Origin of the sequence: Pseudomonas sp. CC6-YY-74, assembly GCF_002025205.1 — a bacterium.
Taxonomy (GTDB): domain Bacteria; phylum Pseudomonadota; class Gammaproteobacteria; order Pseudomonadales; family Pseudomonadaceae; genus Aquipseudomonas; species Aquipseudomonas paeninsulae.
The window spans coordinates 3,670,785-3,696,424 of sequence record NZ_CP019947.1 but is presented as its reverse complement, the minus strand read 5'-3'; the positions used below and the strand labels follow the sequence as shown (position 1 = coordinate 3,696,424).

General features: G+C 63.6%; 25 protein-coding genes. 17 read left to right on the top strand and 8 right to left on the bottom strand.

Going from position 1 to position 25,640, the window contains the following annotated elements; translation table 11 throughout:
- Positions 1-22: 22 nt before the first annotated feature.
- Genes rsmD through B2D37_RS16755 form a run of 3 tightly spaced genes read right to left on the bottom strand, consistent with a single transcriptional unit; the run spans position 23 to position 3,454 of the window.
- Positions 23-625: a 16S rRNA (guanine(966)-N(2))-methyltransferase RsmD gene (gene rsmD / locus B2D37_RS16765; RefSeq protein WP_079203760.1), complete on the bottom strand. Its 603-nt coding sequence runs from the start codon at positions 623-625 to the stop codon at positions 23-25.
- Positions 625-2,106, bottom strand: coding sequence for a pitrilysin family protein (locus tag B2D37_RS16760; RefSeq protein WP_079203759.1), 1,482 nt, complete (start codon positions 2,104-2,106; stop codon positions 625-627). Before B2D37_RS16760 ends, rsmD begins: the two co-directional genes overlap by 1 nt.
- Positions 2,099-3,454: a pitrilysin family protein gene (locus B2D37_RS16755; RefSeq protein ID WP_079203758.1), complete on the bottom strand. Its 1,356-nt coding sequence runs from the start codon at positions 3,452-3,454 to the stop codon at positions 2,099-2,101. Before B2D37_RS16755 ends, B2D37_RS16760 begins: the two co-directional genes overlap by 8 nt.
- Positions 3,455-3,659: 205 nt before the next feature.
- Between B2D37_RS16755 and ftsY the strand changes: the two genes are divergently transcribed.
- The 5 genes from ftsY (at position 3,660) to B2D37_RS16730 (ending at position 8,390) form a co-directional block, all read left to right on the top strand.
- A complete protein-coding gene (gene ftsY, locus B2D37_RS16750; RefSeq protein WP_079203757.1) occupies positions 3,660-5,090 on the top strand; it encodes a signal recognition particle-docking protein FtsY in 1,431 nt (476 codons plus the stop codon).
- The gene (ftsE, locus tag B2D37_RS16745) at positions 5,090-5,758 is read left to right on the top strand and encodes a cell division ATP-binding protein FtsE (RefSeq protein ID WP_079203756.1); all 669 of its coding nucleotides are present in this window, start codon (positions 5,090-5,092) and stop codon (positions 5,756-5,758) included. The genes ftsY and ftsE overlap by 1 nt, the downstream gene beginning before the upstream one ends.
- The gene (gene ftsX / locus B2D37_RS16740) at positions 5,758-6,774 is read left to right on the top strand and encodes a permease-like cell division protein FtsX (RefSeq protein ID WP_079203755.1); all 1,017 of its coding nucleotides are present in this window, start codon (positions 5,758-5,760) and stop codon (positions 6,772-6,774) included. Before ftsE ends, ftsX begins: the two co-directional genes overlap by 1 nt.
- 112 nt (positions 6,775-6,886) lie before the next feature.
- Entirely contained in the window at positions 6,887-7,741 is an 855-nt protein-coding gene (gene rpoH, locus B2D37_RS16735; RefSeq protein ID WP_079203754.1) for an RNA polymerase sigma factor RpoH, read from the top strand.
- 61 nt (positions 7,742-7,802) lie between these two features.
- A complete protein-coding gene (locus tag B2D37_RS16730; RefSeq protein WP_154067109.1) occupies positions 7,803-8,390 on the top strand; it encodes a hypothetical protein in 588 nt (195 codons plus the stop codon).
- 21 nt (positions 8,391-8,411) lie between these two features.
- On the opposite strand, the gene mtgA is transcribed toward B2D37_RS16730, so the two are convergent.
- Positions 8,412-9,146, bottom strand: coding sequence for a monofunctional biosynthetic peptidoglycan transglycosylase (mtgA, locus tag B2D37_RS16725; protein ID WP_079203753.1), 735 nt, complete (start codon positions 9,144-9,146; stop codon positions 8,412-8,414).
- Between the two features lie 67 nt (positions 9,147-9,213).
- Here mtgA and B2D37_RS16720 point away from each other — a divergent pair, with 67 nt between their 5' ends.
- The 5 genes from B2D37_RS16720 (at position 9,214) to B2D37_RS16700 (ending at position 13,398) form a co-directional block, all read left to right on the top strand.
- Entirely contained in the window at positions 9,214-9,591 is a 378-nt protein-coding gene (locus B2D37_RS16720) for a DUF423 domain-containing protein (protein ID WP_079203752.1), read from the top strand.
- Positions 9,592-9,741: 150 nt separating this feature from the next.
- Positions 9,742-9,942: a sulfur carrier protein ThiS gene (thiS, locus tag B2D37_RS16715; RefSeq protein WP_079203751.1), complete on the top strand. Its 201-nt coding sequence runs from the start codon at positions 9,742-9,744 to the stop codon at positions 9,940-9,942.
- A gap of 18 nt (positions 9,943-9,960) precedes the next feature.
- Positions 9,961-10,755 (top strand): thiazole synthase, encoded by a 795-nt coding sequence (locus tag B2D37_RS16710; RefSeq protein ID WP_079203750.1) that lies wholly within the window; start codon positions 9,961-9,963, stop codon positions 10,753-10,755.
- A gap of 198 nt (positions 10,756-10,953) precedes the next feature.
- Positions 10,954-11,673: a tRNA (guanosine(46)-N7)-methyltransferase TrmB gene (gene trmB, locus B2D37_RS16705; protein ID WP_079203749.1), complete on the top strand. Its 720-nt coding sequence runs from the start codon at positions 10,954-10,956 to the stop codon at positions 11,671-11,673.
- A 381-nt stretch (positions 11,674-12,054) separates the two neighbouring features.
- Positions 12,055-13,398, top strand: a complete 1,344-nt coding sequence (locus B2D37_RS16700; protein ID WP_079203748.1) for a DUF1329 domain-containing protein — start codon at positions 12,055-12,057, stop codon at positions 13,396-13,398.
- Between the two features lie 404 nt (positions 13,399-13,802).
- Here the strand turns inward: B2D37_RS16700 and B2D37_RS16695 are convergent, their stop codons facing one another.
- The 4 genes from B2D37_RS16695 to B2D37_RS16680 all read right to left on the bottom strand — a co-directional run bounded on the left by B2D37_RS16695 (position 13,803) and on the right by B2D37_RS16680 (position 18,306).
- Positions 13,803-14,174 carry a RidA family protein gene (locus B2D37_RS16695; RefSeq protein ID WP_079203747.1) on the bottom strand — a complete coding sequence of 124 codons (372 nt, stop codon included), beginning with the start codon at positions 14,172-14,174 and terminating at the stop codon, positions 13,803-13,805.
- Positions 14,175-14,255: 81 nt separating this feature from the next.
- On the bottom strand, positions 14,256-15,815 hold the full coding sequence (locus B2D37_RS16690) for a BCCT family transporter (RefSeq protein WP_079203746.1): 1,560 nt from the start codon (positions 15,813-15,815) through the stop codon (positions 14,256-14,258).
- A 48-nt stretch (positions 15,816-15,863) separates the two neighbouring features.
- Positions 15,864-16,853: a membrane dipeptidase gene (locus B2D37_RS16685; RefSeq protein WP_177345239.1), complete on the bottom strand. Its 990-nt coding sequence runs from the start codon at positions 16,851-16,853 to the stop codon at positions 15,864-15,866.
- A gap of 10 nt (positions 16,854-16,863) precedes the next feature.
- Entirely contained in the window at positions 16,864-18,306 is a 1,443-nt protein-coding gene (locus B2D37_RS16680) for an aldehyde dehydrogenase family protein (protein ID WP_079203745.1), read from the bottom strand.
- 93 nt (positions 18,307-18,399) lie between these two features.
- On the opposite strand from B2D37_RS16680, the gene B2D37_RS16675 reads away from it, so the two are divergent.
- From B2D37_RS16675 to zapE, 7 genes are all read left to right on the top strand, one after another.
- Entirely contained in the window at positions 18,400-19,302 is a 903-nt protein-coding gene (locus B2D37_RS16675) for a LysR family transcriptional regulator (protein WP_079203744.1), read from the top strand.
- A gap of 178 nt (positions 19,303-19,480) precedes the next feature.
- Positions 19,481-21,202, top strand: coding sequence for a hypothetical protein (locus B2D37_RS16670; protein ID WP_079203743.1), 1,722 nt, complete (start codon positions 19,481-19,483; stop codon positions 21,200-21,202).
- The gene (locus B2D37_RS16665) at positions 21,202-21,948 is read left to right on the top strand and encodes a DUF3726 domain-containing protein (RefSeq protein WP_079203742.1); all 747 of its coding nucleotides are present in this window, start codon (positions 21,202-21,204) and stop codon (positions 21,946-21,948) included. The genes B2D37_RS16670 and B2D37_RS16665 overlap by 1 nt, the downstream gene beginning before the upstream one ends.
- 390 nt (positions 21,949-22,338) lie before the next feature.
- Positions 22,339-23,070, top strand: coding sequence for a TSUP family transporter (locus B2D37_RS16660; RefSeq protein WP_079203741.1), 732 nt, complete (start codon positions 22,339-22,341; stop codon positions 23,068-23,070).
- Between the two features lie 308 nt (positions 23,071-23,378).
- Positions 23,379-23,540, top strand: coding sequence for a DUF2986 domain-containing protein (locus tag B2D37_RS16655; RefSeq protein WP_079203740.1), 162 nt, complete (start codon positions 23,379-23,381; stop codon positions 23,538-23,540).
- 157 nt (positions 23,541-23,697) lie between these two features.
- Positions 23,698-24,231, top strand: a complete 534-nt coding sequence (locus B2D37_RS16650; protein WP_079203739.1) for a DinB family protein — start codon at positions 23,698-23,700, stop codon at positions 24,229-24,231.
- A 276-nt stretch (positions 24,232-24,507) separates the two neighbouring features.
- Entirely contained in the window at positions 24,508-25,635 is a 1,128-nt protein-coding gene (zapE, locus tag B2D37_RS16645) for a cell division protein ZapE (RefSeq protein ID WP_079203738.1), read from the top strand.
- Positions 25,636-25,640 lie beyond the last annotated feature (5 nt).

The window sequence follows — 25,640 nt, the reverse complement described above, 5'->3', positions numbered from 1 at the left end:
AGGACCGTGGCGGGGTGCCGTCTCAGCCACCCTGCGCGCTGCGCTGCCACAGCGCGTAATACACCTGACCGGCCTTCTGCTCTCGGTGCTGGCGCCAGTTGCCGGGCAGGCCGAGGCTGGAGGGCGGATGTTCGCTTTCGGTGTAGATCCAGGCATCAGCCGCCAGCCAGCCGTGTTGCTCCAGCAGGTTGCAGGCGGGCAGGAGCAGATCCTGGCTGAACGGCGGGTCGAGAAACACCAGGTCGAACGCTGTGGCGGCCTGGGTCTGCAGGTAGACCAGGGCATCGCTTTGCAGCAACTGGCCGTTCTCGCAGTTCAGGGTCTGCAGGTGGCCGCGCAGGCCGGCGATGGCGCTGGGGTTGCTATCCAGCGCCAGGGCACTGCCGGCCCCGCGTGACAGCGCTTCGAGGAACAGTGCGCCGCTGCCGGTGAACGGGTCGAGCACCGTGGCACCTTCGATGTAGGGTGCCAGCCAGTTGAACAGGGTTTCGCGCACGCGATTGGGGGTGGGGCGCAGGCCGGCGGCCATGGGGAAGTTGAACTGGCGCGAACGCCATTGCCCGCCGATGATCCGCAGTTGGCCATCGCCACTATGGGCTGTGCCCGCTTTGCTTGGCTTGCGCATTAGTGCTCCGGTACGGCTGAGGGTTGTTCGGCGGGGTCGTCGCTGGGTGGCGGCAGTTCTTTCTGTTCGACGGTAGGGCCTGCAGTGACAATCACCAGCGCCTCAGGATCGAGGTGCTTGGCCATGGCAGCCTTGACCTGCTCGGTACTGAGGGCCTGGACTTCACGCATGAAATCTTCCAGATGGCTCAGCGGCAGGTCGTAAAAGCCCATGGAGCCGAGCTGGCCAACGATCGCGGCGTTGCTCGCGGTGGACAGCGGGAAGCTGCCGGCCAGCTCGCGCTTGGCGTTGTCCAGTTCCTCCTGGGTCGGGCCGCTGGCCAGGTAGTCGCCCAGCATGTCCTTGACCAATTGCAGGGTGCCGGCGCTGAGTTCGGCGCGGGTCTGCAGGTTGATCATGAAGGGCCCGCGTGCCTGCATGGCGCTGAACCCGGAGGAGACGCCGTAGGTCAGGCCGCGCTTTTCGCGGACCTCGGTCATCAGCCGGGTGCCAAAGCCGCCGCCACCGAAAATCTGGTTACCCAGATAGAGCGCGGCGTAGTCCGGGTCGCGGCGGTCGATGCCGAGCTGGGCGATCATCAGGTGGGTCTGGTTGGACGGGAACTCGATATGGCTGAGGCCTGCTTGCGGCACTTCCGGTTGGGCAATGAGGGGTAGGGCCGGGCCTTGCGGCAGTGCGGCGGAAACCTCAGCCGTGAGTGCTTCTGCTTCGGCGCGCGAGAGGTCGCCGACCAGCGCGATCACGGCGTTGCCGGCGGCATAGGCCTTGGCATGAAAGGCCTGCAACTGCTCGCGGCTAATCGCCGGGACGGACTGTTCGCTGCCTTCGCTGGGGTGGGCGTAGGGGTGGTCGCCGTAGAGCCGCTCGAACAGCTGCAAGCTGGCGAGCTTGCCGGGGTTCTGCTTCTGGTACTCGAAACCGGCCAGCAGCTGGTTCTTGATCCGTGCCAAGCCATCGTCGGGGAAGGTTGGCTGGCCGATCACCTGATTGAACAATTGCAGGGCCGGCTCGCGTTTATCCACGGCGCTCAGGCTGCGCAGGCTGGCCACCGCCATGTCGCGGTAGGCGCCGTTGCCGAACTCGGCGCCGAGGTTTTCGAAGCCGGCGGCGATGGCGCCGACGTCTTTGCCCGGTACGCCTTCGTTGAGCATGGCGTTGGTCAGCATCGCCGCCCCTGGTACGCCGTCATCCTGGCTGCTGCCGGCGGCGAAGGTCAGGCGCAGGTCGAGCATCGGCAGCTCGCGCGCCTCGACGAACAACACCTTAGCGCCCTCGGCGGTTTGCCAGGTCTGGATCTCCAGGTTGCGCCGGCTCGGTGCCTGGCCGTTGAGTGCGGCGAGGGATTCGATGGCCGTCGACGGGGCGGGTTCGGCTTGGCTGCTGGTTTCGTCGGGGCGATTGTTCACCAGGACGAGAAGTGCCAACAGCGCCAGTACCGCCAGGCCGAGCAGGCCGTAGCGCAAACCATTGCGCTTACTCATCATGCTTCTCCTCGGGTAGAACATGGGCGACGCTCAAGCGGTCGCGGGTAAAGAAGGTTTTCGCCGCGCTCTGGATATCGGCCGGGGTAACGGCTTCCAGTTCGGCCAGTTCCTGATCCATCAGCGTCCAGGACAGGCCGACGGTTTCCAGCTGGCCGATGGCGGTGGCCTGGCTGGTGATCGAGTCGCGCTCGAAGACCAGTCCGGCGATGACCTGAGCGCGCACGCGGGCCAGCTCCTCGGCGGAGGGCGGGTTCTGCTGCAGATCCTGCAGCTCGCGCCACAGGCCGGCTTCGGCTTGCGCCAGGGTCTTGCCGGTTTGCACATTGGGCGTGGCGGACAGGACGAACAGGCTGTCGCCGCGCGTCTGGCCGTCATACCAGGCGGAGGCCCCGGAAACCAGTTCCTCGCCACGTTCCAGGCGCGTCGGCAGACGGGCGCTGTAGCCGCCATCGAGCAGGGTGGCGATCAGGCGCAAGGCATGCACCTGTCGCGGGTTTTCGGCGGTGGCCAGGCCCGGCACGTTGAAGCCCAGCATCAGGCTCGGCAGCTGGGTTTTCAGGTGCAGGGTGATCCGTCGCTCGCCCGGCGCGGCCAGTTCGCGGGGGATTTTCGCCGGCGGCACCGCGCGTGCAGGGATGTCACCGAAATAGCGTTCGGCGAGCACCTTCACCTCGCTGGCACTGACATCGCCAACCACCACCAGGGTGGCGTTGTTCGGTACGTACCAGGCTTCATACCAGGCGCGCAGCTCCTCGACGGTCATGCGCTCGAGGTCGGCCATCCAGCCGATGGTCGGGGTGTGGTAACCGCTGGCGGGGTAGGCCATGGCCTTGAACCGTTCGTAAGCCAGCGAGCTGGGCTTGTCGTCGGTGCGCAGGCGCCGCTCTTCCTTGATCACCTCGATCTCGCGGGCGAACTCTTCGGCCGGCAGCTTGAGGCTGGCCAGGCGATCGGCTTCCAGCTCCAGGGCCACACTCAGGCGATCCCGCGCCAGCACCTGGTAATAGGCAGTGTAATCATCGCTGGTGAAGGCGTTTTCCTCGGCGCCGAGCTCGCGCAGGATGCGTGAGGCTTCGCCGGGACCGAGCTTGCGGCTGCCCTTGAACATCATGTGCTCGAGGGCGTGGGACAGGCCGGTCTGGCCGGGCGTCTCGTAGCTGGAGCCGACCTTGTACCAGAGCTGGGACACCACCACCGGGGCGCGGTGATCCTCGCGCACGATGACCTTGAGGCCATTGTCCAGGCTGAATTCGTGAGTTGGTTGCGGCTCTGCGGCCAAGGCCGTCAGGGGCATGCAGAGCGCAGCGAGGAGCAAGGCGGCTGCGCGTTGGACTGTCATCTTCATCAATTGTCGACCTGTCGGACGGACCCGCTTGGACTTAGCGTCGGCGGGCGCGGAGGTGCTAGGATACGCATCCGTTTTACTGGCGGCCACGTCTGGTATGTGGTCTGAATATTACTGTGCGGTTTCTTCAGCTTTTTACCCGCCGCGCAGGCAATGTCTTAGACCCGCCCACTGGCGCGTCGCACCTTTGAGATAGCCGGCCTCCATGTTTGGTTCCAACGACGACAAGAAGACCCCCGCACCCAGCGCTACGCCGCCTGTGCCAGCAACTGCCGAGAAGCCCGCGGAGAAACCCGTGGAGAAGAAAGACCTGTTCGGCTGGTTGCGCAAGAAGCCGCAAGAGCCCGCCAGCAGTCAGCTTCCGGTTGCCCCTGAGCCGACGCCGGCTCCTGAACCGCAAGCATCAGTCGCCGAGACCGCTGCGCCAGCGGTCGAACCGCTTGCGCCGCCTGCCAGTGCCGTGCCGGCAATGACGCCGACGCCGACGCCGACGCCGACGCCGACTGAGTCTGTGGCCGAACCGGTGCAGGCGCCGCGACCTTCGCGGTTCCGCATCAATGCCGGCAGTGAAGTGCTGCATCCCGTCGCTCACCAGCCTGAACCCGAGCCGCCGACGCCGGTACCGGTGCCGGTGCCGGTTGCGCCGATCATGGAGCAGCCTGCGGGCGCCGAGGCGCTGGCCGAGCAGAACAAACCGGGCGATAACCAGGGCGGCTGGTTCGCCCGTCTCAAGCTGGGCCTGTCGAAGACCAGTGCCAGCCTGGGCGAGGGCATGGCCAGTCTGTTCCTCGGCAAGAAGGCGATTGATGACGAGCTGTTCGAGGAGCTCGAGACCCGCCTGCTGACCGCCGACGTCGGTGTCGAAGCCACCAACCTGATTATCCAGAGCCTGACCCAGAAGGTCGCGCGCAAGCAGTTGACCGACAGCGGCGCCTTGTACCAAGCGTTGCAGGACGAGCTGACGGCGCTGCTCAAACCGGTCGAACAGCCGCTGCACGTGGATCAGACCAAGCAGCCCTATGTGATTCTGGTGGTGGGCGTGAATGGCGCCGGCAAGACCACCACCATCGGCAAACTGGCGAAAAAACTGCAGCAGGACGGCAAGAAGGTCATGCTGGCCGCCGGCGACACCTTCCGCGCCGCCGCCGTTGAACAGTTACAGGTCTGGGGTGAGCGCAACCAGATTCCGGTGATCGCCCAGCACACCGGGGCCGACTCGGCATCGGTGATCTTCGATGCGGTGCAGGCCGCCAAGGCGCGCGGCATGGACGTGCTGATCGCCGACACGGCCGGCCGCCTGCACACCAAAGACAACCTGATGGAAGAGTTGAAGAAGGTCCGCCGGGTGATCGGCAAACTGGACGACACGGCGCCCCATGAGGTGCTGCTGGTGCTGGATGCTGGCACCGGGCAGAACGCGATCAATCAAACCAAGCAGTTCAACCAGACGGTGAACCTAACCGGCCTGGTCCTGACCAAGCTGGACGGGACCGCCAAGGGCGGGGTGATCTTCGCTCTGGCCAAGCAGTTCGGTCTGCCGATTCGCTATATTGGCGTCGGCGAAGGCATCGACGACCTGCGTACCTTCGAGGCCAACTCTTTTGTCCAGGCGCTGTTCCAGTCGCGGGAATCGTAATGATCAAGTTCGAGCAGGTCGGTAAGCGTTACCCCAACGGTCACGTCGGGCTGCACGAGTTGAGCTTTCGCGTGCGCCGCGGCGAATTCCTCTTCGTCACCGGCCATTCCGGGGCCGGCAAAAGCACCCTGCTGCGCCTGCTGCTGGCGATGGAGCGGCCGACTACCGGCAAGCTGCTGCTGGCCGGGCAGGATCTGGGGCAGATCACCAACGCGCAGATCCCCTATCTGCGCCGGCAGATAGGCGTGGTGTTCCAGAACCACCAGCTGCTGTTCGATCGCAGCGTGTACGACAACGTCGCCCTGCCGCTGCAGATTCTCGGCCTGTCCAAGCCGGAGATCGGCAAGCGCGTCGGTGCCGCGCTCGAGCGTGTTTCGCTGGCGGACAAGGCCGAGCAGTTCCCCGGCGAACTCTCCACCGGCCAGCAGCAGCGTGTCGGTATTGCCCGCGCGATCGTGCATCGGCCGGCCCTGCTGCTCGCCGACGAGCCGACCGGCAACCTCGACCCGCGCCTGGCGGCGGAGATCATGGGTGTGTTCGAGGACATCAACCGACTCGGCACCAGCGTGCTGATCGCCAGCCACGACCTGGCGCTGATCGCGCGCATGCGCCATCGCATGCTGACCCTGCAGCGCGGCCGCCTGATCGGCGATGGGGAGGCCGTCTGATGAGCGCCACCCGCATGCCACCCCCACAGCCGGCGCAGCGCGTTGGCGCCGCGCCGAAAAAGCACGAGCCGAAAACCCCAGGCGACGAGCCGGACTTTCGCAGCCAGCTCGACGCCTGGCTGGAAAGCCACCGCGCCAGCCTGGTCGACAGTCTGCGCCGCCTGACCAAGCAACCGATCGGCAGCTTCTTCACCTGCCTGGTGATGGCCGTTGCCCTGAGTCTGCCGATGGGCCTGGCCTTGCTGCTGGACAACGTCGAGCGTCTGGGCGGTTCCTGGCAGCGCGCCGCACAGATATCCCTGTTCCTGCAGGTCGAGGCGAGCGAGGCCGAAGGCCAGACGCTGCGCGAGCAGATTGCGGCGATGGACGATGTCGCCGCGGCCGACTGGATCAGTCGCGAGCAGGCCTTGCAGGAGTTCCAGCAGCAATCCGGGCTGGGCGAGGCACTCAAGGACTTGCCGGAAAATCCGTTGCCGGGCGTGGTGCTGGTAACCCCCAGGGAAGTCGACAAGGTCACCCTGGAGGCCCTGCGTCTGCGTCTGGCTGACTTGCCCAAGGTGCAGCAGGCGCAACTCGATCTGGTCTGGGTCGAGCGGCTGACGGCGATTCTCAGCCTGGGCGATCGCTTCGTCTTCGGCCTGACCCTGTTGCTGGTGATGGCCTTGTTGCTGGTGATCGGCAATACCATTCGCCTGCACATCGAGAACCGGCGTACCGAGATCGAAGTGATCAAGCTGGTCGGCGGCACTGACAGCTATGTGCGTCGGCCCTTCCTTTATATGGGCGCGCTCTATGGTTTGGGTGCCGGGCTGCTGGCTTGGCTGGTGCTGGCCTATGGCCTGGGCTGGCTGAATGACTCGGTGATTCGCCTGGCCGGACTGTACGGCAGCAACTTCGCCCTGGCTGGCGTGCCGGCAGGTGACGGCTTGTCGTTGCTGCTTGGCGCCGTATTGTTAGGCTATATCGGCGCCTGGCTGGCGGTCGCTCGGCACCTGAATGAATTAGAACCTAGATAGGTAAGTTATTGTTTTTATTGATATTGACTATGTGTAAGGGAACTTGTACAGGCGTTCCTAGTCGTAGAACTCAGTGTTACACTGCGTTCGATTCGTGAGTCGGAGGATCCACATGTCCACTTCTTTGCAACCTGTTCATGCTTTAGTCCCGGGCGCCAACCTGGAGGCTTACGTGCATGCGGTCAACTGCATACCGCTGTTGACCCCTGAGCAGGAGCGCGAGCTGGCCGAGAGCCTGTACTACAAGCAGGACCTCGAAGCCGCTCGGCAAATGGTGCTCGCCCACCTGCGTTTTGTCGTGCATATCGCGCGCAGTTATTCCGGTTATGGCCTGGCCCAGGCCGACCTGATCCAGGAAGGCAATGTCGGCCTGATGAAGGCGGTCAAGCGCTTCAACCCGGAAATGGGTGTGCGCCTGGTGTCGTTCGCCGTGCACTGGATTCGTGCCGAGATCCATGAGTTCATCCTGCGCAACTGGCGCATCGTCAAGGTCGCCACCACCAAGGCGCAGCGCAAATTGTTCTTCAACCTGCGCAGCCAGAAGAAGCGCCTGGCCTGGTTGAACAATGAGGAAGTGCACGCCGTGGCGGAAAGCCTGGGTGTCGAGCCGCGCGAAGTGCGCGAGATGGAAAGCCGTCTGACCGGCCACGACATGGCCTTCGATCCGGCTACCGAGGCCGATGACGAAAGTGCGTTTTACTCGCCGGCCCAGTACCTGGAAGATCACCGCTACGATCCGGCGCGGCAACTCGAGGCTGCGGACTGGAGCGACAGCTCTGCCGCCAACCTGCATGAGGCCCTCGACGGACTCGATGAGCGCAGTCGCGACATTCTCTACCAGCGCTGGTTGGGCGAGGAGAAAGCCACGCTGCACGAGCTGGCCGCCAAGTACAACGTCTCCGCCGAGCGTATCCGCCAGCTGGAGAAAAGCGCCATGAACAAGCTCAAGGGCTCGATCGCGGCGTAGTTGCTGCGTGACCCGAACAAGCCGCACTCGAGTGCGGCTTTTTTCCGTCTGGAGAATGCGTATGAACATGCCGCCCCTGCGTGCGCAGCATGGCTTGATCTTTGTTGCCGTCGCCCTGCTGTTCTTCGCCTGGGGCGCCTGGCTGATGCGCCCGCAACCTGCGGCGGCGCCACTGCCTTGGTTGGCCGAGTGGCAAACCGCCGTGCTCGTGCCCTTGGCCGATAACCGCCTGAGTCTGGCGATGTTGCGAACTCAGGTGGAGGGCGAGCTTTGGCTGCAGCCGCCGCGCTTGCTCTATCGTGCTGACTGGCAGGCGAGTGGCGAGCCCTGGACGCTGGAAGCCGAAGTCAGCCTGGGCGAGGCCGAGCGCGCCAGTCTGCTGGCCGCGGCCGGGTTGGGGGGGCAGCCGCTCAGCCAGCAACTACTGGCCGAGTTGGGCACGCATGCCATCGTTGCGCTGAGTCTCAAGCCGCAGCAGGCTGTGGCTGCTGAGCGGCTGGTCAGTAGCGTCGGCCAGCCGCGCCTACGCCTGGAGTTGGGCGAAGGCCAGGCCTGGGTCTATCCCGAGTCGGGGCTGACGGCACACACCGAAGACGAGCAGCTGCTGCTGTTGCATGTGCTGCCACGGCAGGCCTTGAAGCAGCCCTGACACCGACTTGCAGGGGCCCCGTCAGGATTTCAGCCAACTCGGCCACCAGTCCGGGAGCGTGACTTGCAGTCGGCTGAGGTAGTGGCTGCCGCCGAGTTGGCGCATCTGCTGGCGAATCCAGCGGGCGCGCCGGCTGACTTGTGCGCTTGGCTGGCCGGCACTGCGTTGGCGTGGGTTCGGCAGTACGGCGGCCAGCAGGCTGGCCTGTTGGGCCGACAGGTAGGGCGCGCCGATATTGAAGTGATGCCGTGCCGCGGCTTCGGCGCCGAAGATCCCGGTGCCCCACTCGGCGCTGTTGAGATAGACCTCGAGGATTCGCTGTTTCGGCCAGAGCAGCTCGATCAAACCGGTAAACCAGGACTCGATGCCCTTGCGCAGCCAACTGCGGCCCGACCAGAGAAACAGGTTTTTCGCCACCTGCTGGCTTAGCGTGCTGGCCCCGCGCAGCGAGCCGCCTTGCTGGTTGTGTACCAGCGCGGCGCGAATCGCGGCGATATCGAAGCCCCAGTGCTCGGCGAATTTCTGGTCTTCGCCGGCAATCACCGCGATTTTCAGGTCGTCCGGCAGCTCGCTCCAGGGGCGCCAGCTGCGCTCCAGGTCGATCGGTTTGCCGTCGATCCAGGATTCGACCTTGCGTTCGACCATCAGGGCCGTGCCAGGTGGCGGCACCCAGCGCAAGACCAGTACCAGTAGCGCCGAGCCGAGCATGAGGCAGAGCAGCAGTTTGAATATGAGGCGGCGGATGGAGCGAAACATGCGGGCTTGGCCAGGGGGATTTTGCCGGCCATTATAGCGGCCGGTTTGCCCTTGTCTGGAGTGATACATGGCGCGTCTATGGTTGTTGCTGTCTGCCTTCGCCGGTTTTACCGGTGTCGCCCTGGGGGCCTTCGCTGCCCACGGCTTGAAAAATCGGTTGAGCCCGGAGCACCTCGCAGTATTTCAGACCGGCAGCCACTACCAGTTGATCCACGCCTTGGCGCTGTTCGGGGTCGCCTTGCTGGCGCTGCAGGTGCCTGGCCGGTTGGTGAATCTGGCCGGAGGCTGTTTCGCCCTGGGCATTCTGTTGTTCTCCGGCAGCTTGTATCTGCTGAGCCTCAGCGGCATCGGCGGGTTCGGGATCATTACGCCGTTCGGTGGCCTGGCCTTTCTCGCCGGTTGGCTGTGCCTCGGCCTGGCGGCCTGGCGCTTCACCGAGCGCTGAACAGGACGGCTGGCGTGCCGCCCGGCGTTGCCAGTGCCGGTTAACCTGACCCCCACGTCAGAATGCTGGACGAATGGCACCCTTTAGCCTTGGTCATCGCCCGCGATCGGGCTAGAATGCCCGCCCCTCCCAAGTTGTGACCGCTGCGTTATGCGTATTCAGTTGAACGGTGAATCTTTCGAACTGGCCGATGGCGCTACCGTTGCCGACCTGGTCAGCCGTCTGGATCTGACTGAACGCCGGGTCGCGGTCGAGCTCAACCTGGATATAGTGCCGCGCAGCCAGCATGCCGCCACCGCGCTTCGCGACGGTGACCGGGTCGAGGTGGTGCACGCGATTGGTGGCGGTTAATCCGCACAGGAGTTTGCAATGAGCCAAATACGTAGCGACAAGCCTTTTACCCTGGCCGGCCGTACCTATCAGTCACGTCTGCTGGTCGGCACCGGTAAATACAAGGATCTCGATGAGACCCGCGCGGCTATCGAAGCCTCGGGGGCGGAGATCGTCACGGTCGCCGTGCGCCGCACCAATATCGGCCAGAACCCGGGTGAGCCGAACCTGCTCGACGTTATCTCGCCTTCGCGCTACACCATCCTGCCCAATACCGCCGGCTGCTACGACGCCGAGGATGCCGTGCGCACCTGTCGCCTGGCCCGTGAGCTGCTCGATGGTCACAAGCTGGTCAAGCTGGAAGTACTGGCCGACCAGAAGACCCTGTTCCCCAACGTGATCGAAACCCTCAAGGCCGCCGAAGTGCTGGTCAAGGACGGCTTCGACGTGATGGTCTACACCAGCGACGACCCGATCATCGCCCGCCGGTTGGCCGAGATGGGCTGTATCGCGGTGATGCCGCTGGCCGGCCTGATCGGCACCGGGCTGGGTATCTGCAACCCTTACAACCTGCGCATCATCCTCGAAGAGGCGACCGTGCCGGTGCTGGTCGATGCCGGCGTGGGCACCGCGTCCGATGCCACCATCGCCATGGAGCTGGGCTGCGCGGCGGTGCTGATGAACAGCGCCATCGCCCATGCGCAGCACCCGGTGATGATGGCCGAGGCGATGAAGTACGCCATTGACGCCGGTCGTCTGGCCTATTTGGCTGGGCGCATGCCGAAGAAGCTCTATGCCAGCGCCTCGTCGCCGCTGGACGGGCTGATCCGTTGAACCGAGCATGATCTGCTGCGCGTCGGCCATACGGCGTTAAAAATGGCTTCGGAATGCTCATTTACAGCCGTAAACTCGCATGCGAGCCCAGTCCGCATCCTCAGCCATTTTTGCCTTGTCTGGCTCTAGCTCGCTAGATCCGAGAGAGCTTTGCGTGCTGTAGGCAGACCCAAGAACCACCGATTTGAAGAGCCTCCGATGACCGAATCGCACCAACCCTCGTCTGCAGCCGAGGACAAGCGCCAGCACCGCGCTATCAAGAGTTTCGTGATGCGCGCCGGGCGCATGACCGAGGGCCAGCAGCGTGGCCTCGACCAGGGCTGGGCCAAGTTTGGTCTGCAGTTGGACGCTGGCGCCCCGGATTTCGATGGGCTATTCGGCCGCAGTGCGCCGCGGACCCTGGAAATCGGTTTCGGCATGGGCCAGTCCCTGCTGGAAATGGCGGCGGCGGCCCCCGAGCAGGATTTCATTGGCGTCGAGGTGCACCGCCCCGGTGTCGGCGCCTTGCTCAACGGCCTGATGACGCAAAACCTTGGCAACGTGCGGGTCTACAGCTGCGATGCCCTGGAAGTGCTGCGCAACTGCGTGGCCGACGCCAGTCTCGACCGCCTGCTGTTGTTCTTTCCCGACCCCTGGCACAAGGCGCGCCATCACAAGCGTCGTATCGTCCAGCCGGCGTTCGCCGAGCTGGTGCGGCAGAAGCTCAAGGTCGGTGGCGTGCTGCACATGGCCACCGACTGGGAGGCCTACGCCGAATACATGCTCGAAGTGATGAACGTGGCGCCCGGTTACCGCAACCTGGCGGCCGACGGCCGTTGCGTGGAGCGCCCGCAAGAGCGGCCGGTCACCAAGTTCGAGCGTCGTGGCGAGCGCCTCGGTCATGGCGTCTGGGACCTGAAGTTCCAGCGCGAGAACTGAGCGCTTGTGAAACGGCTCTTGTCTACTGCGGCCGCCTGCGAACGCCCGTAGCATGCCGCGCCGCGAACGCCGGGAGGCGGCCTCACGACGGCGCTCGATATTTTCACGACCTCTGCGCCTGTGTGAAGAAGTCGCGCTACAGCGAACGCGATGTCAGCGTCGCTATAGGTAACTGCAACTAAGCAGAGTATCGTGCCAGCCGCTGCTCCGGCAGCGTGACTGGGCTGACCCACAGCCACAGGACGCTTGCACAAGACCGGGACCACCCGGCGTCAGGACAACCCTCACCGCAACAGCGAAGCACATCAATCCCGACCCTTTTTGCGGTTCGGGTACAAAAAAGCAGTGGCGCAAGACGTCAACTGCGCTGAGGAGTTGGTTGTGTTGAGAAAATGTTCAATTCTGCTGCTGGCCGTCGTGGCGCTGCAGGCGCAGGCCCAGGTCGACAGTGCCCAGGCCGCGCGGCTGGGTCAGGATCTCACCCCGCTGGGTGGCGAGCGCGCCGGCAACCTCGCCGGCACCATTCCCCGTTGGCAGGGCGGGTTGGCCCAGCCGCCGGCCAATTACCGGCCCGGTATGCACCATCCCGACCCTTATGCCGGCGATGCGCCGCTGTATAGGCTCGACAGCCAGAGTCTCGCCCAGCACCAGGGGCAACTGCCGGCCGGCCTGAAGCTGCTGCTGGAGAACAATCCCGACTACTTTCTGGACGTCTATCCGACTCGACGTAGCGCTGCGGCGCCGCAACGCATCTACGACGCCACCCGCTTCAACGCGCAGAATGCCAAGTTGATCTCCGGCGGCAACGGCGTCGAGGGCGTTGCCGCGGGTATCCCGTTCCCGCTGCCGCAGAACGGCCAGGAAGCCATCTGGAACCACATCATGCGTTACCGTGGTGAGCAGCTCAGCATGGTTACCAACCAGGCAGCGGTGCTCGCCAATGGCGATTACAGCCTGCTCAAGCTGGAGCGTGACGTCTACTTCCGCTATGGCCGCGAAGGCACCAGCCCGCAGGATCTGGACAACACCCTGTTCTATTACAAGTACAAGGTGATTGCCCCGTCCATGCTGGCGGGCTCCGCGCTGGTGGTGGAGGAAACCCTCGACCAGGTGCTGGCGATCCGCAAGGTCTGGCGCTTCAGCCGTGGCGAACGCCGCGTGCGCCGGCTGCCGATGCTGGCCTATGACACCGCACGGCCGGATACCAACGGCATGGTCACCGCCGACCAGGTCGATGCCTACAACGGTGCGCCGGATCGCTACGAATGGAATCTGCTCGGCAAGCAGGAAGTGCTGGTGCCCTACAACAGCTACGCGGTGCATCAGCAGGGCATTGCCTACGAGGACATCCTCAAGCGCAACACGCTCAACCCCGAGCTGTTGCGCTATGAACTGCACCGCGTGTGGGTGGTCGAGGCCGAGCTGCGCAAGGGTTTCCGCCATCCCTATGGCAAGCGGCGCTTCTACCTGGATGAGGACAGCTGGCAGATCCTCGCGGTCGATCTGTATGACAAGAATGGCGAACTGACGGGGCTGCAGGAAAGCCACCCGATCAGTTACTACGAGGTGCCGATGTTCGGCAGCACCCTGGAAACCGTTTACGACCTCAAGGGCGCTCGTTATTTCGTCGATGGCCTGGATAACAACGAGTCGATGTACGACTTTAACGCGGCGCTGAGCCCGCGCGACTTCACCCCGCAGGCTCTGCGCCGCGACGGTAACTGAGGCGCAAACCAAGCGCAAAAAAGCCGCCTAACTGGCGGCTTTTTGCTGTGCGCGGCGCCGTCCTCGCTTGTGGCGATTAGGCGCTGGTGCGCGAGGAGTCGATGCCTCTGGGTTGCTGTGGTGGCCGCTCCAGGGGTTGAGTGCCAGGCACTCTGCGCGCCAGCCAGTGGTGCCGAGCCAGCGCGTTAGCAGGCCGTTGAAAAATGTAGCGAGCGAAGGCTAGGCAAGGCGAAATCGGCCGAAAAAGCGCAGTTTACGTGGTGTAAATGAGCATTTGATTCGCTTCGCTCACCCCTTCGGGGCCGCGCTAAAGCGCGTTCAACGCTTCGCTTTTGTGAGGCCGGTTTCAACGCCGCTTAGTCGAGCGCAGTAGTTTTTCAACGGCCTGTTAGGCATCAAGCAGGTCAGGCGACGGCGTACACCACCAGCTCCACCAGCATTTCCTCGCGGGCCAGGCCGGCGATGACCATGGCTGCGCGGTTGGGGTAGGGCGCGCTGAAGTATTCGGCGTACACCGCGTTGACCGTGGTCAGGTAGCTGCGGTCGGTGACGTAGATCAGCACCTGGGTCACCGCGTCCATGCCCAGGCCCGCGCATTCCAGGGTGTGCTTGAGGTTGTCCAGGGTCTGCCGGGTCTGCGCCTCGATGCCGCCGGGCACCACCTGGCCCTGGGCGTCGATGGGGATCTGCGCGGTGTACAAGGTGCCGTTGCCGATCACCGCCCACTCCAGTGGGGCCTTGGACGGGAACAGCTGGGTTTTCACGGCCTGTTTCATGGCGTGCTCCTATTTCGTGGGGAATAAAAAAGAGGGAGGCGACGGCTGTCGCGTTCCCTCAGAAAACTAGCGTCGAAGCGGTTACAGCCCTTGCTCGTCAGCCATGCGCCGGGCGATCTGCGGTGCGTTCCACAGGGCCGGCAGCAGCACCAGGGACACCGGCACGGCGGTGATGACGATGAACGATTGCAGCGCACTGATGCCGCCCGAGCCGATGGAGATCAGCAGGGCCGCCACCACGCCCATCATCACGCCCCAGAACACACGGATCTCGGTGCGTGGATGATCGGTGCCGGTCATCACCATGGAAATGGTGTAGGTCATCGAGTCACCGGTGGTGGTGACGAAGATGATGGTGAGGATCAGGAACAGTACCGAGATCAGGTAGCCCAAAGGCAGCTGCGCGGTGATCGCCAGCAGGGCGCCGGGCAGGTTGAAGCCGGCGAAGGCTTCGGACACCGAACCGGGGTTGCTCAGCTCGAAGGCCAGGCCACTGCCGCCGACGATGGTGAACCAGAAGCAGGTGATCACCGGCGCGACTATCGCGATCATGGTCACCAGCTCGCGGATGGTGCGACCACGCGAGATACGTGCGACGAACATCGCCATCAGCGGACCATAACCGAGGAACCAGCCCCAGAAGAACACCGTCCACCAGTCCAGCCAGGCCGGGTCGGCGCGGAAGGTGGCCATCGGGATGAACTTGTCCAGGTAGATGCCCATGGACTGCACGTAGGCATCGAAGATGAACGCGGTCGGGCCGAACAGCAGGATGAACAGCATCAGCACCACCGCCAGCACCACATTCAGCTGGCTGAGGATCTTGATCCCACGGGTCACCCCGGACACGGCGGAAATGGTGTAGGTCGCCACCAGTGCGCCGATGATGATCAGCTGGGTGCCGTAGTCGTTAGTGATGCCGAACAACTTCTCCAGGCCGAAGCTGACCTGCAGGCCGAGGAAGCCGATCGGGCCGATGGTGCCAGCGACTACCGCCAGCACGCAGCAGGCATCGATCAGGGCGCCGAACCAGCCGCTCATGACGCGCTCGCCGAACATTGGGTAGAGCAGGGTGCGCGGCTTGAGTGGCAAACCTTTTTCGTAGTGCAGGTGCATCAGCACGATGCCGCTGAGGGTGCCGAGAATCGCCCAGGCGAGGAAGCCCCAGTGCATGAAGCTCTGTGCCAGTGCGTTGTAGGCCGCCTGTGGGGTGCCCGTCTCACCGCCGTACAGTGGCGGTGGCGAGAGAAAATGCGCCATCGGCTCGGCCGCCGCCCAGAACACGCCGCCGCCGGCGAGCAGGGTGCACATGATGATCGACACCCAGGTGTAGGTCGGCATCTCAGGCGCAGCCAGGGCGCCCAGGCGCACGCGGCCGGTACGGCCCACGGCGAGGAACAGGCCGATGACGAAGGTCATGAGCAACAACACCTGCCAGTAGGCGCCAAACACCTTGGTCGACCAGGCGAAGGCGGTGTTGACCCACTCGGTCATCAGTTCGATGTCGAGCAGCGCGAGGATGGCGAACAGCAGCACGGCGCCGCCGCTCATCAGCAGTACGGGTACATCCACATCATGCAGCAGAGAGCGTTTGCCACTGTCGACGGCCCCCATCTGGGCCGCCTGCGATTTGCTATTCATAGTGTTCTCCTGACAAGAATTTTGTACTTGTTGAGTTGTTCAGGACAGTTACGGGGCAGGCTTGAGGCCCTGCTCCAGGGTGTTGAGCCAGTTGATACCCATCACCTTGGCGGTGTCTTCGGCGCTGAAACCGCGCTGCAGCAGGCCCTGGGTGATGTTCGGGAAGTCGCGGCTGTCGCCGAACCAGGTCAGCGGCTTGGGCCAGCTGGCGTTGCTCGCCGAGCCCTCGCCGTAATCGACCTGCTTCGACCAGCGGCCGCTGCGCATCCACTCCAGCACCGACTGCGGCTGGTTCTGGCACAGGTCGGTGCCGATACCGATGTGGTCGATGCCGATCAGCTCGGCGGTGCGCGCGACCATGTCGCAGAACTGCGCCAGGGTGCAGTCCGAGCCGTTGTGCAGGTGGAAGGGGTACAGGCTGAAGCCGAGCAGGCCGCCGGACTGGCCCAGTTCACGCAGCACGGTCTGCGACTTGTTGCGCTTGGCCGGATGGAAGAACTCCGGGTTGGCGTGGGAGATGATGATCGGCCGGCTCGACAGCTCGATGGCTTCCAGGGTGCTGCGCTCGGCGCTGTGCGACATGTCGATGAGCATGCCGACCCGGTTCATCTCGGCGATGGCCTGCTTGCCGAAGCGGGTGATGCCGCTGTCGCTGCCCTCGTAGCAACCGGTGGCCAGCAGGCTCTGGTTGTTATAGGTCAGCTGCATGATCAGCAAGTTGAGCTGGCGGAACACCTCGATCAGGGCGATATCGTCCTCGATCGGCGAGCAGTTCTGCGCGCCGAAGAAGATCCCCACCTTGCCCAGCTCCTTGGCCCGGCGGATGTCGGCGGCGCTAGCCACCGGCATGATCAGGTCGCCGTGTTGCTCGAAGCGGAGGTTCCACTCACCGAGACGGCTCAAGGTCTCGCGGGCGTTCTCGTGGTACACCAGGGTCACGTGCACCGCAGTGACTCCGCCTTGGCGCAGCTGGGTGAACAGCTCGCGGTCCCAGTTGGAGTATTGCAGGCCGTCGATCACGATCAGGTCGTCATGCATGGCGCCGTCCTCAAGCACGGATGTAGGTGGTCTTGACCACGGTGTAGAACTCGCGGGCGTAGGTGCCCTGTTCGCGCGGGCCGAAGCTGGAGTTCTTGCGGCCGCCGAACGGCACGTGGTAGTCGGTGCCGGCGGTCGGCAGGTTGACCATCACGCAGCCGGTCTTGGCGCGGCGCTTGAAGTCGCTGGCGTGCTTCAACGACTGGGTCATGATCCCGGCGGTGAGGCCGAAGTCGGTGTCATTGAGGGTGGCCAGGGCCTCCTCGTAGTCGGCGACCTTGATCACGCAGGCGATCGGGCCGAACACCTCGTCGCGGTTGATCTGCATGTCGTTGCGGGTCTCGACGAACAGCGCCGGGCGCATATAGAAGCCTTCGTACTCTTCCTCGATGCGCTCGCCGCCACAGGCCAGCACCGCGCCATCGGCCTTGGCCTGCTCGATGTAACGCAGGTTCTGCTCCAGCTGCTTGCCGTCGATCACCGCGCCTATCTGCGTGCCTTCGCGCAGCGGATAGCCGACCTTGAGCTGACCCATGCGCTCGACCAGGGCGGCGACGAAGCGGTCGTGCATGCCGGCGGTGACGATCAGCCGCGAAGAGGCGGTGCACTTCTGCCCGGTGCCGAAGAAGGCGCCGTTCAACGCGCAGTCCACGGCCAGGTCGAGGTCGGCGTCGTCGAGCACGATCAGGGCGTTCTTGCTGCCCATTTCCAGCTGGCAGCGGACGAAGTTGGCGGCGGTGGCGCAGGCCACCTTGCGCCCGGTCTCGACCGAGCCGGTGAAGCTCAGGGCATCGATCTTGTTGGAATGGATCAGCGCGTCGCCAACCGTGGCGCCGCTGCCCATGACCAGGTTGAAGGTGCCAGCCGGCAGGCCCTGGCGGGCGATGATCTCGCTCAGCGACCAGGCGCTGGCCGGTACCGCGTTGGCCGGCTTGAACACCACGGCATTGCCGAACGCCAGCGCCGGGGCGATCTTCCAGGCCGCGGTGGCCATGGGGAAGTTCCACGGGGTGATGATGGCGACTACACCGACCGGCTCGCGGCGGGTTTCGATTTCCACACCGGGGCGCACCGAATCGGCGGTCTCGCCCATCTGCCGCAGCACTTCGGCGGCGTAGTAGTGGAAGAACTGGCCGGAGCGGTAGACTTCGCCCATGCCTTCGGCGAGGGTCTTGCCTTCTTCGCGGGCCAGCTGCTCGCCCAGTTCGGCCTTGCGCGCAATCAATTCGTCACCGATCGCGGTCAGCACCTGATAGCGCTGCTCCAGACCGCTGCGCTGCCACTCGAGCTGACCGGCGATAGCCGCGTCGAGGGCCTGCTCGATTTGCCCAGCGTCGGCCTGGGCATAGTCGCCCAGCACATCCTGGATGTTCGCGGGGCTGATATTACGGATAGTCGCGGAGCCCGTAAGCCACTCGCCATTGATGTAGTTAGCAAAGATATCGCCGGACATATGCACCTCCTCTCAAACTGTTAACGAATGGTAGGCGCGGTTTTCGATAAACTAAAATGAGTTGTAAATATTGTTTGATAAGGAAAACTTACCGTGCTCGCCGACCTCAAGATCGTCCAACTGCGGCACTTCGTCTGGGTGCATGAGCTGCAAGGCTTTCATGCCGCCGCGGAAAAGGCCCACCGCACCCAGCCGGCGATTTCCCTGTCGATCCGTGACCTGGAGGGCAAGCTCGGCCAGTGCTTGTTCGAGAAGCGCAACGCCCGCGCGGCGCGGCCGGAGCTGACCCCCTTCGGCGTGCAGTTCATGGCCTACGCCAAAGAGCTGATCGCCCACCACGACCGGGTGATCAAGGACATGAGCCTGATCGCCCAGCATAAATCCGGGCATTTGCGCATCGCCTCGGTGCCGTCGATCGCCAGCCGCCTGCTGCCGGATATCCTCACGCGCTTTATCGGCGATGCCACCGACCTGCACGTCAGCCTGTTCGACGACAGCTCCGAGGTGGTGCTGGCGATGGTCGAGAACCAGCAGGTGGATTTCGGCATTGCCAGCCTGTGGGAGGCGGAGAGCGACATTCGCTTTATCCCGATCTGGGAGGACAGCATCGGTGTGGTCTGCCGCAGCGATCATCGCCTGGCTGGTGAAGCCGAATTGAGCTGGCAGCAACTGCGCGGCGAGCGGCTGATTGGCAACGGCACCTCGCGCCTGCTGGCTGGCACCGAGGCCGAAGAGCTGGTGGCCGATGCGCAGTTCTATATGTCCAATATGATCTCGCTGCTGGCCATGCTCGAAGCCGGCATGGGCATCACCACCCTGCCGCGTTTCGCCTTTCCGCTGGAGCACAGCCAGCTGCGCTTCATTCCGCTGAGCGAGCCGCTGGTGACGCGCGACATCGGCATCGTCTGCCTGGCCAATCGCTCGCTGCCGGTGGCGGCCCAGGCGCTGTTCGAGTTCATCCTGCGCGATAACGAGCTGGACCCGAGTGCGCTTTAATCTGATCGAGATGGCGTTATAGATAAGTTTCCCTTATCGGCTGATAGGGCGATCTGAATTGCCCTGCGCCGACCCTTGGACCACCATCGACGGCAGATAACAACAATCCTCCGTATCCCGCTTGGCCCTCAGCAGGCCGCAGTGCCGGGTACGGTTTGCCCCAGTCGAGGTCAAGCCCATGAGCACTCCTTCCAGCATCGATCCCGTCAAGCGCGGGGCACAGGCGATCCGCCTGCGTCCGGCCCATGTGGTCATGGACCTGGAACGCCTCGGCAGCCTGCACCAGAGCCGCCTGAGTTTCATGCGCTGCCTGGTGCGCAAGATCATGCGCGAGGGCTGGCAGATCGAGGCGCGGCGTTTCGAACTGGATGCCGAGGGCTACGGCACCGTGATCTACCGGGTGCAGACCAGCGGCGACCTGTTCAGCTTCGTGCTGTTTTCCCAGTATCTGGACCCGGACAAGCGCAACGACCGGGTGATTGCCAGCGAATGGGACCTGACCATGGCGCTGTGCGAGGGCGAGGTGGACGACGCCTACGTCGACTACCTGCGCCTTAACGTGCCGTTGCAGGAAGCCGGCCGCCTGGATTCACGGGTGATGGTGCTGTCGCGGGCCAACCGCAGCGTGCGCAACTTCGACAGCGTGGTGGCGGCCCTGAGCGCCGGCCAGCAGCCCGAGGTGGAGCAGATCGCCAAGGTCGGCTACCTCTATCGCACCACCGCGGTGTACGGCAGCGGCAAGCTGGGCATGGCTGACTGGGAGAAGGTCAGCAGCAAGCACCCGGACTTCGCCCGACCCTTCGCCGCCGAGATGTTCAACTGCTTCATGCTGCGCAACTTCAGCCTGCAGCAGGCCGAGCACATCGCCCGTCAGCGCGCGCCGGACACCGCAGTGCCGCTGCAGCCGGCGCTCAAGCGCTACTTCGGCATAGGCAATTCCACCGGCCTGGGCATGGCGCCCTACCTGATCAATCACCCGCAGCTGATCAGCCGCTGGATCGAGATGCGCGAGCTGGCCCTGGCGCGGGTGCGCGGTCTCGGCCAGGTCACCGCCGAACGTCTGGCTCGCCTGCAGGTGCTGGTCGAGCGCGGCACCCTGCATATCCAGCAGACCGTCACCGAGGACGACTGGCAGACCGGCAACAACCGGGTAGTGCTGGAAGACTTAGCCGCGCTGCAGGACTGGCTCGCCAACCACCCGCTGCAAAGCTGGGAGCAGTTGTCGAGCTGGGCCGAGCAGCAGCTCAGCCTGCAGGGTCAGGAGCTGCTCAACTGCATCCTGCTGGAGCTCTACCCGGAGCTGATCGACAGCTTGGAAGACAGTTTTTCCCTGGTCGAATCCCTCGAGTTGCAACCACAGATGCCGGCCGCCGAGTTGCAGGCGCTGATCGAGCAGCATTACGCCTGGGCCCTGGCCATCGACTTTGCGGCCGACGGCGCCAGTGAAACCTTCTGGTACCGCTCCGAGGAGAAACAGGAGCCGCGCCTGGGCAACTGCAACCTGGAGAGCGGCCGCGACAAGCAGATGCCCCTGGGCATCGGCTACCTGGCGCAGCAGTGTCATCGTCAGCTTGGCGCCTACCTGGCCGAGCATCCCGCGCAGTGCACCGCCAGCTTCCTCCTCCGTCACCCCGAGCAGCGCGGCATCGTGCGCCGTATGCAGAGCATGGCCAAGACCCACTACGGCGAGATCCAGGCCAACCTGCTCGATCGCGAGGTGCTGCCCATGCACCTACTGCGCTGCAAACTGGCCTTCTTCGGCGTCAGCAAGTTCGACCCGCGCTCGCGTCTGTGGGTGCGCAACACCATGTTCCAGGGCGCGCCGCTGCTGGAGGATATCGGCCAGCCGTTCGAGGACGACTGGTTCCTGCCCCTGGCCCCGACTGAGGAGAAGCGCTGATGTTGATCTCGTCGAATGAACTGACCTCCCTGCTCAAGCGCGTGTTCGAAGGCATGGGCTATCCCGTCGGCTACTACGAGGACGCCGCCGCCTTGGTGAAATGGCTGCAGGTGCATGGCGAGCTGGGCTTCGGCGAGCTGCAGCGGGCCTTGCCCTATGTCGCCGACAGCCAGAGGCCGGCGATGGAACTGCTGGCCGAGGAGAGCCAGGCGCTACTGTTCGACTGCTTTGGGCGCAGCGGCCTGAACTGCCTGCCGAGCATCGTCGAGCTGGCGCAGACCAAGGTACTGGAGCAGGGCTGCGTCAACGTCAAGGTGCGCAACTGCCACAACCGCAAGTTCATCCTCAAGCTGCTGGTCGACTGCGCCCGACAGGGCATCAGCGGCTTGGCCTACTGGCAGAACGGCAAGCAGCCGATCAGCGAGCATGTCGCCAGCATCGCCGCCGGCGCCCGCTACCCGAGCTACAGCGAGGCGCTGCTGGCCGATCCCGCCACGGCCGACACCCAGACGCTGACCCTGCTGCTCAGCACCCGCATCGACCTGCAGGGGCAGTTGCACGGCAGTGCGGGTCAGCGCAGCGGCTATCGCCAGGTCAGCCCCGAGCAATTCGCCCGCGCCGGCGAGGGCGCCCTGGAAGCCGGCATGGATATCTCCATCGAGCTGTGGCAACAGCTCAACCAGTTGGCCGAAGCGGTGCTGGTGGAGAACTCCGAGCAATCGCGCAGCGGCGCCGGTGGCCGTTAACAGGCCGTTGAAAAACGACTGCGCTCGGCTGACGTCGCCCTGCTTAGCTTTCGCGCGCTACATTTTTCAAAGGCCTGTTAAGGCTAGTGTCACGACAACGTTTAACTGTCGGTTAATCGCGGTCGTACCCATGTACCGCGATCCCTGTAGGGTGGGTTAGGCGCATGCTACCGATCGCGATGAGCCTGCAAGATCCGTTGCGGCGTAACCCGCCATCGGCGCGACGCAGGCCTATCGCCTGGTGGGTTACGCGGCGTGCCACCATAGCGCAGCCTGATTGTTCGCAGCTTGGCGCCGCTAACCTGCGCGGCCCGACCTAAGCGGCCCCACCCACCCTACAATGATCCGACCTTGCATGATTGACACGACACTAGGTAGATATAGGCCTTGATGGACTACAGCGGCAGCGACTGTCTGGCGCTGTTGATCGTGCTGGGCGGCAGCCTGGTGCAGGGGCTGCTGGGCATCGGCTTCGGCCTGCTGGCGGCGCCGCTGCTGTATCTGCTCGACCCCAGCTACGTGCCTGGGCCGATCTTGTTGCTGGGCTTTCTCCTGGCCTGCTGCATGCTGCTCGGCAATCGCCAGTCGATGGCCTGGCGTCGGCCCTTGCCGGCCATTCTGGCGCGATTGCCCGGCGCCTGGTGCGGCGCTCTATTGCTCGGCTTGCTGCCTGCCGCCTGGCTCGGTCTGCTACTCGGCGCCTGCGTGCTACTGGCGACCCTCAGCAGCTACCGCTGGCTGGAAGTGCGTTGCAACCCGCGCAACCTGGCCATTGCCGGCTTCTGTTCGGGGTTGATGGGCACCGCCACCTCGGTCGGAGGCCCGCCCATGGCCTTGGTCTACCAGAGCTGCAGCCGCATCAGCGCGCGCGATGAACTGGCCGCCTTCTTCCTGCTGACCACCCCGGTCTCGGTGCTGTTCCTGCTGTACCAAGACCGCATGCCGCTGGATTACCTGCACAGCACCCTCAAGCTGGCGCCTGGCGTGGTGGCCGGCTATGCCCTGGCCCGCTGGCTGGACGGCCGCTTCGACACACGCAGCCCGCGCCAACTGTTGCTGCTGCTCTCCCTGCTGGCGGCGAGTGGCTTGTTGGTGCACAGCCTGTGGCGGCTGTTGGCTTAGGCGCTAGGCCGAAGCGGTTGAGCGACTGAACAGCTGGTGGACAGCCTGATGGCAAATCAGTAGCTTCGCTGGGGCTTGCCGTCCATGTCGCGTTGTCCCCCGAGTGATGTCGCGTTTGCCGCGACCACCTCTGAGCTAGACAAGGACTTATAGGGCGACAAGGAACGTTATACGACATGTCGTCACGACAGAAAGCGCGACATGGCATGTCGCCTAATTACTAGTGATGCACTAAGAGCGCGCGCCAGGGTCTGGTTCAATATTTTGAGCTGATATTATTCAAGAATTTACAAGCTGAGTAGAGGAATATGAATCGTCGTAAAAAAATAAATCAGTTATTAAAGGCGCACGCCAAAAAAGCTAGTGCCAAATTGGCGCCAAAAAGTAAGTCTAACTACATTTGTAAAGCTGACCGTTTGAAACTAGCTACTGAGGCCGCTCAAGACGCAACCATTTTTTCTGAGAATTGATCCATGTATCTTAAGCGCCAAGTTAGTTCTATGTAGTGGCGGGTAAGATATTCTGTGCCGGCGCGCATAACAAGGCGCTGAAATCGCAACTTTTATTCGCTGGGACGGCGTACCGCCGCCCCTTAGCTTAATCATTATGCCTATAGAGCATGCCGCCATGAAACTGAAGGATCATGTTTGCCTAATGGCAGACTATAACCAGTGGATGAATCAAAAGATTTACGAAACAGCGGGAACGCTTCCGCCAGAAAAGCTGCATGAGAATAAAGGTGCATTCTTTAGTTCAATATTTGGCACGTTAAATCATATCTGTGTGGCTGACACCATCTGGCTCAAGCGGTTTACGCCTGCTTTGCTCGCGCATCAGGCATTGAATCAGATACTGGATTTGTCGTGTCCTGAGTCACTTGACGTACTGCTCTGTGAAAACTTCAGCGAACTTAAAGGCCGTCGCCAACTACTAGATGAAATCTTTTCAGATCTGGCTGCTTCATTAAGTGACGAAGAGCTTTCGCAGGTTGTTAGTTACCAGGACACTAAGGGTGTGGCTTCTACGAAGATTTTTTTCAGTCTGCTTATGCATGTTTTCAATCACCAAACGCATCATAGGGGGCAAGTAACAACACTTCTGAGTCAGTCTGGTATCGATGTTGGTATAACCGACCTTGTCTTTATTGTGCCAAATGCATAACAAGTCGCTCAACGTCGCCGCGTTGCGGCTGGACAGCCCCAGTCAGCACCTGCTGCGCATTTTATGCGCTGCCTGTGTCTGCCCTTTAGCCCATGTACAAGCGAGGTAGCCTGGGAACGAATTGCTGGACAACGCTTGCTTGTCCAGCAGCCTCTGCGATTGGCCGTGCCAGATTGCTTGAGGGCTATGCGGTCGTCAGCCTGATGCCGCATGCCAGCCGCGAGCCTGTAAAATAGCCGCCGCCATTACGGGCTGGGTTAAGCGAGCGGTAGTTGTATGGATGTGGCGTCACCCCTGGCAGCCTATCGGCGGGCCATCGAGCAGCAGGGCTTCGAGTCGGATCAGGCGCAGTGGCAGGCCGCGCAGTTGCTGGAAGACTGCCACCAGGCCCTGCATCAAGCAGGCAGCGCAGGGCAGCCACCGACCGGGGTGTATCTCTGGGGGCCGGTGGGGCGTGGCAAGACCTGGTTGATGGACCAGTTCCATCGCAGCCTGCGGGTGCCGACGCGGCGGCAACACTTTCATCACTTCATGAGCTGGGTGCATCGCCGTCTGTTTCAGCTGACCGGCACGCCCGCCCCTTTGCAGGCGCTGGCGCGCGAGCTGAGCGCAGAGGTGCGGGTGCTGTGTTTCGACGAGCTGTTCGTCAATGACATCGGCGATGCGATGATTGTCGGTCCTTTGCTGCAGGCGATGTTCGAGGCCGGCGTGGTGTTGGTTGCCACCTCCAACCAGCCGCCGCGGCAGCTGTATGCCGAGGGCTTCAACCGCGAGCGCTTTCTGCCGGCGATCGTGGCGATCGAGCAGCACATGCAGGTGTTGGGTATCGATGGCGGCCAGGACCATCGCCTGCATCCGGGCGCCGCGCAGCCGCGCTATTGGGTGGCTCATCCAGAGCAGCCGAGCGGCCTGAGTGAGGTGTTCGAGCAGCTGACGCCAGGCCAGCCGGCCTCGACCGAGCAGATAACGCTGGGGCACCGGGCGATTAACGTGGTGCGGCGTAGCGCGACGGCGCTCTGGTGTCGCTACGCCGAACTGTGCGAGCAGCCGCTGTCGGCCCTGGACTTCATCGGCCTGTGTGACCGTTACTCGGCCATTGTGTTGAGCGAGGTGCCCAACCTGAGTGCCCAGCAGCGCGCCGCGAAGATTGCCCGTGGCACCGAGGATGGTGTCGAGCGGGTGCAGGCCGGCGACCGTGAGTTACCCGAGCTGTCGGTGCATGACGACAGCGTGCGGCGCTTTATCGCCCTGGTCGATGAGTGCTACGACCGCCGCGTACCGCTGTATCTGGAGGCGCAGGTGCCGCTGGATCAGCTGTATACCCAGGGTTATCTGGCCTTTGCGTTTCGCCGCACCCTCAGCCGTCTGCACGAGATGCAGTTGCAACGCTTCGCCAGCGTCTAGCCCCC

Coding starts and splice junctions, on each gene's coding strand:
- rsmD (WP_079203760.1), bottom strand. CDS start 625: ATGCGCAAGCCAAGCAAAGCGGGCACAGCCCATAGTGGCGATGGCCAA.
- B2D37_RS16760 (WP_079203759.1), bottom strand. CDS start 2,106: ATGAGTAAGCGCAATGGTTTGCGCTACGGCCTGCTCGGCCTGGCGGTA.
- B2D37_RS16755 (WP_079203758.1), bottom strand. CDS start 3,454: ATGAAGATGACAGTCCAACGCGCAGCCGCCTTGCTCCTCGCTGCGCTC.
- ftsY (WP_079203757.1), top strand. CDS start 3,660: ATGTTTGGTTCCAACGACGACAAGAAGACCCCCGCACCCAGCGCTACG.
- ftsE (WP_079203756.1), top strand. CDS start 5,090: ATGATCAAGTTCGAGCAGGTCGGTAAGCGTTACCCCAACGGTCACGTC.
- ftsX (WP_079203755.1), top strand. CDS start 5,758: ATGAGCGCCACCCGCATGCCACCCCCACAGCCGGCGCAGCGCGTTGGC.
- rpoH (WP_079203754.1), top strand. CDS start 6,887: ATGTCCACTTCTTTGCAACCTGTTCATGCTTTAGTCCCGGGCGCCAAC.
- B2D37_RS16730 (WP_154067109.1), top strand. CDS start 7,803: ATGAACATGCCGCCCCTGCGTGCGCAGCATGGCTTGATCTTTGTTGCC.
- mtgA (WP_079203753.1), bottom strand. CDS start 9,146: ATGTTTCGCTCCATCCGCCGCCTCATATTCAAACTGCTGCTCTGCCTC.
- B2D37_RS16720 (WP_079203752.1), top strand. CDS start 9,214: ATGGCGCGTCTATGGTTGTTGCTGTCTGCCTTCGCCGGTTTTACCGGT.
- thiS (WP_079203751.1), top strand. CDS start 9,742: ATGCGTATTCAGTTGAACGGTGAATCTTTCGAACTGGCCGATGGCGCT.
- B2D37_RS16710 (WP_079203750.1), top strand. CDS start 9,961: ATGAGCCAAATACGTAGCGACAAGCCTTTTACCCTGGCCGGCCGTACC.
- trmB (WP_079203749.1), top strand. CDS start 10,954: ATGACCGAATCGCACCAACCCTCGTCTGCAGCCGAGGACAAGCGCCAG.
- B2D37_RS16695 (WP_079203747.1), bottom strand. CDS start 14,174: ATGAAACAGGCCGTGAAAACCCAGCTGTTCCCGTCCAAGGCCCCACTG.
- B2D37_RS16690 (WP_079203746.1), bottom strand. CDS start 15,815: ATGAATAGCAAATCGCAGGCGGCCCAGATGGGGGCCGTCGACAGTGGC.
- B2D37_RS16685 (WP_177345239.1), bottom strand. CDS start 16,853: ATGCATGACGACCTGATCGTGATCGACGGCCTGCAATACTCCAACTGG.
- B2D37_RS16680 (WP_079203745.1), bottom strand. CDS start 18,306: ATGTCCGGCGATATCTTTGCTAACTACATCAATGGCGAGTGGCTTACG.
- B2D37_RS16670 (WP_079203743.1), top strand. CDS start 19,481: ATGAGCACTCCTTCCAGCATCGATCCCGTCAAGCGCGGGGCACAGGCG.
- B2D37_RS16665 (WP_079203742.1), top strand. CDS start 21,202: ATGTTGATCTCGTCGAATGAACTGACCTCCCTGCTCAAGCGCGTGTTC.
- B2D37_RS16660 (WP_079203741.1), top strand. CDS start 22,339: ATGGACTACAGCGGCAGCGACTGTCTGGCGCTGTTGATCGTGCTGGGC.
- B2D37_RS16655 (WP_079203740.1), top strand. CDS start 23,379: ATGAATCGTCGTAAAAAAATAAATCAGTTATTAAAGGCGCACGCCAAA.
- B2D37_RS16650 (WP_079203739.1), top strand. CDS start 23,698: ATGAAACTGAAGGATCATGTTTGCCTAATGGCAGACTATAACCAGTGG.
- zapE (WP_079203738.1), top strand. CDS start 24,508: ATGGATGTGGCGTCACCCCTGGCAGCCTATCGGCGGGCCATCGAGCAG.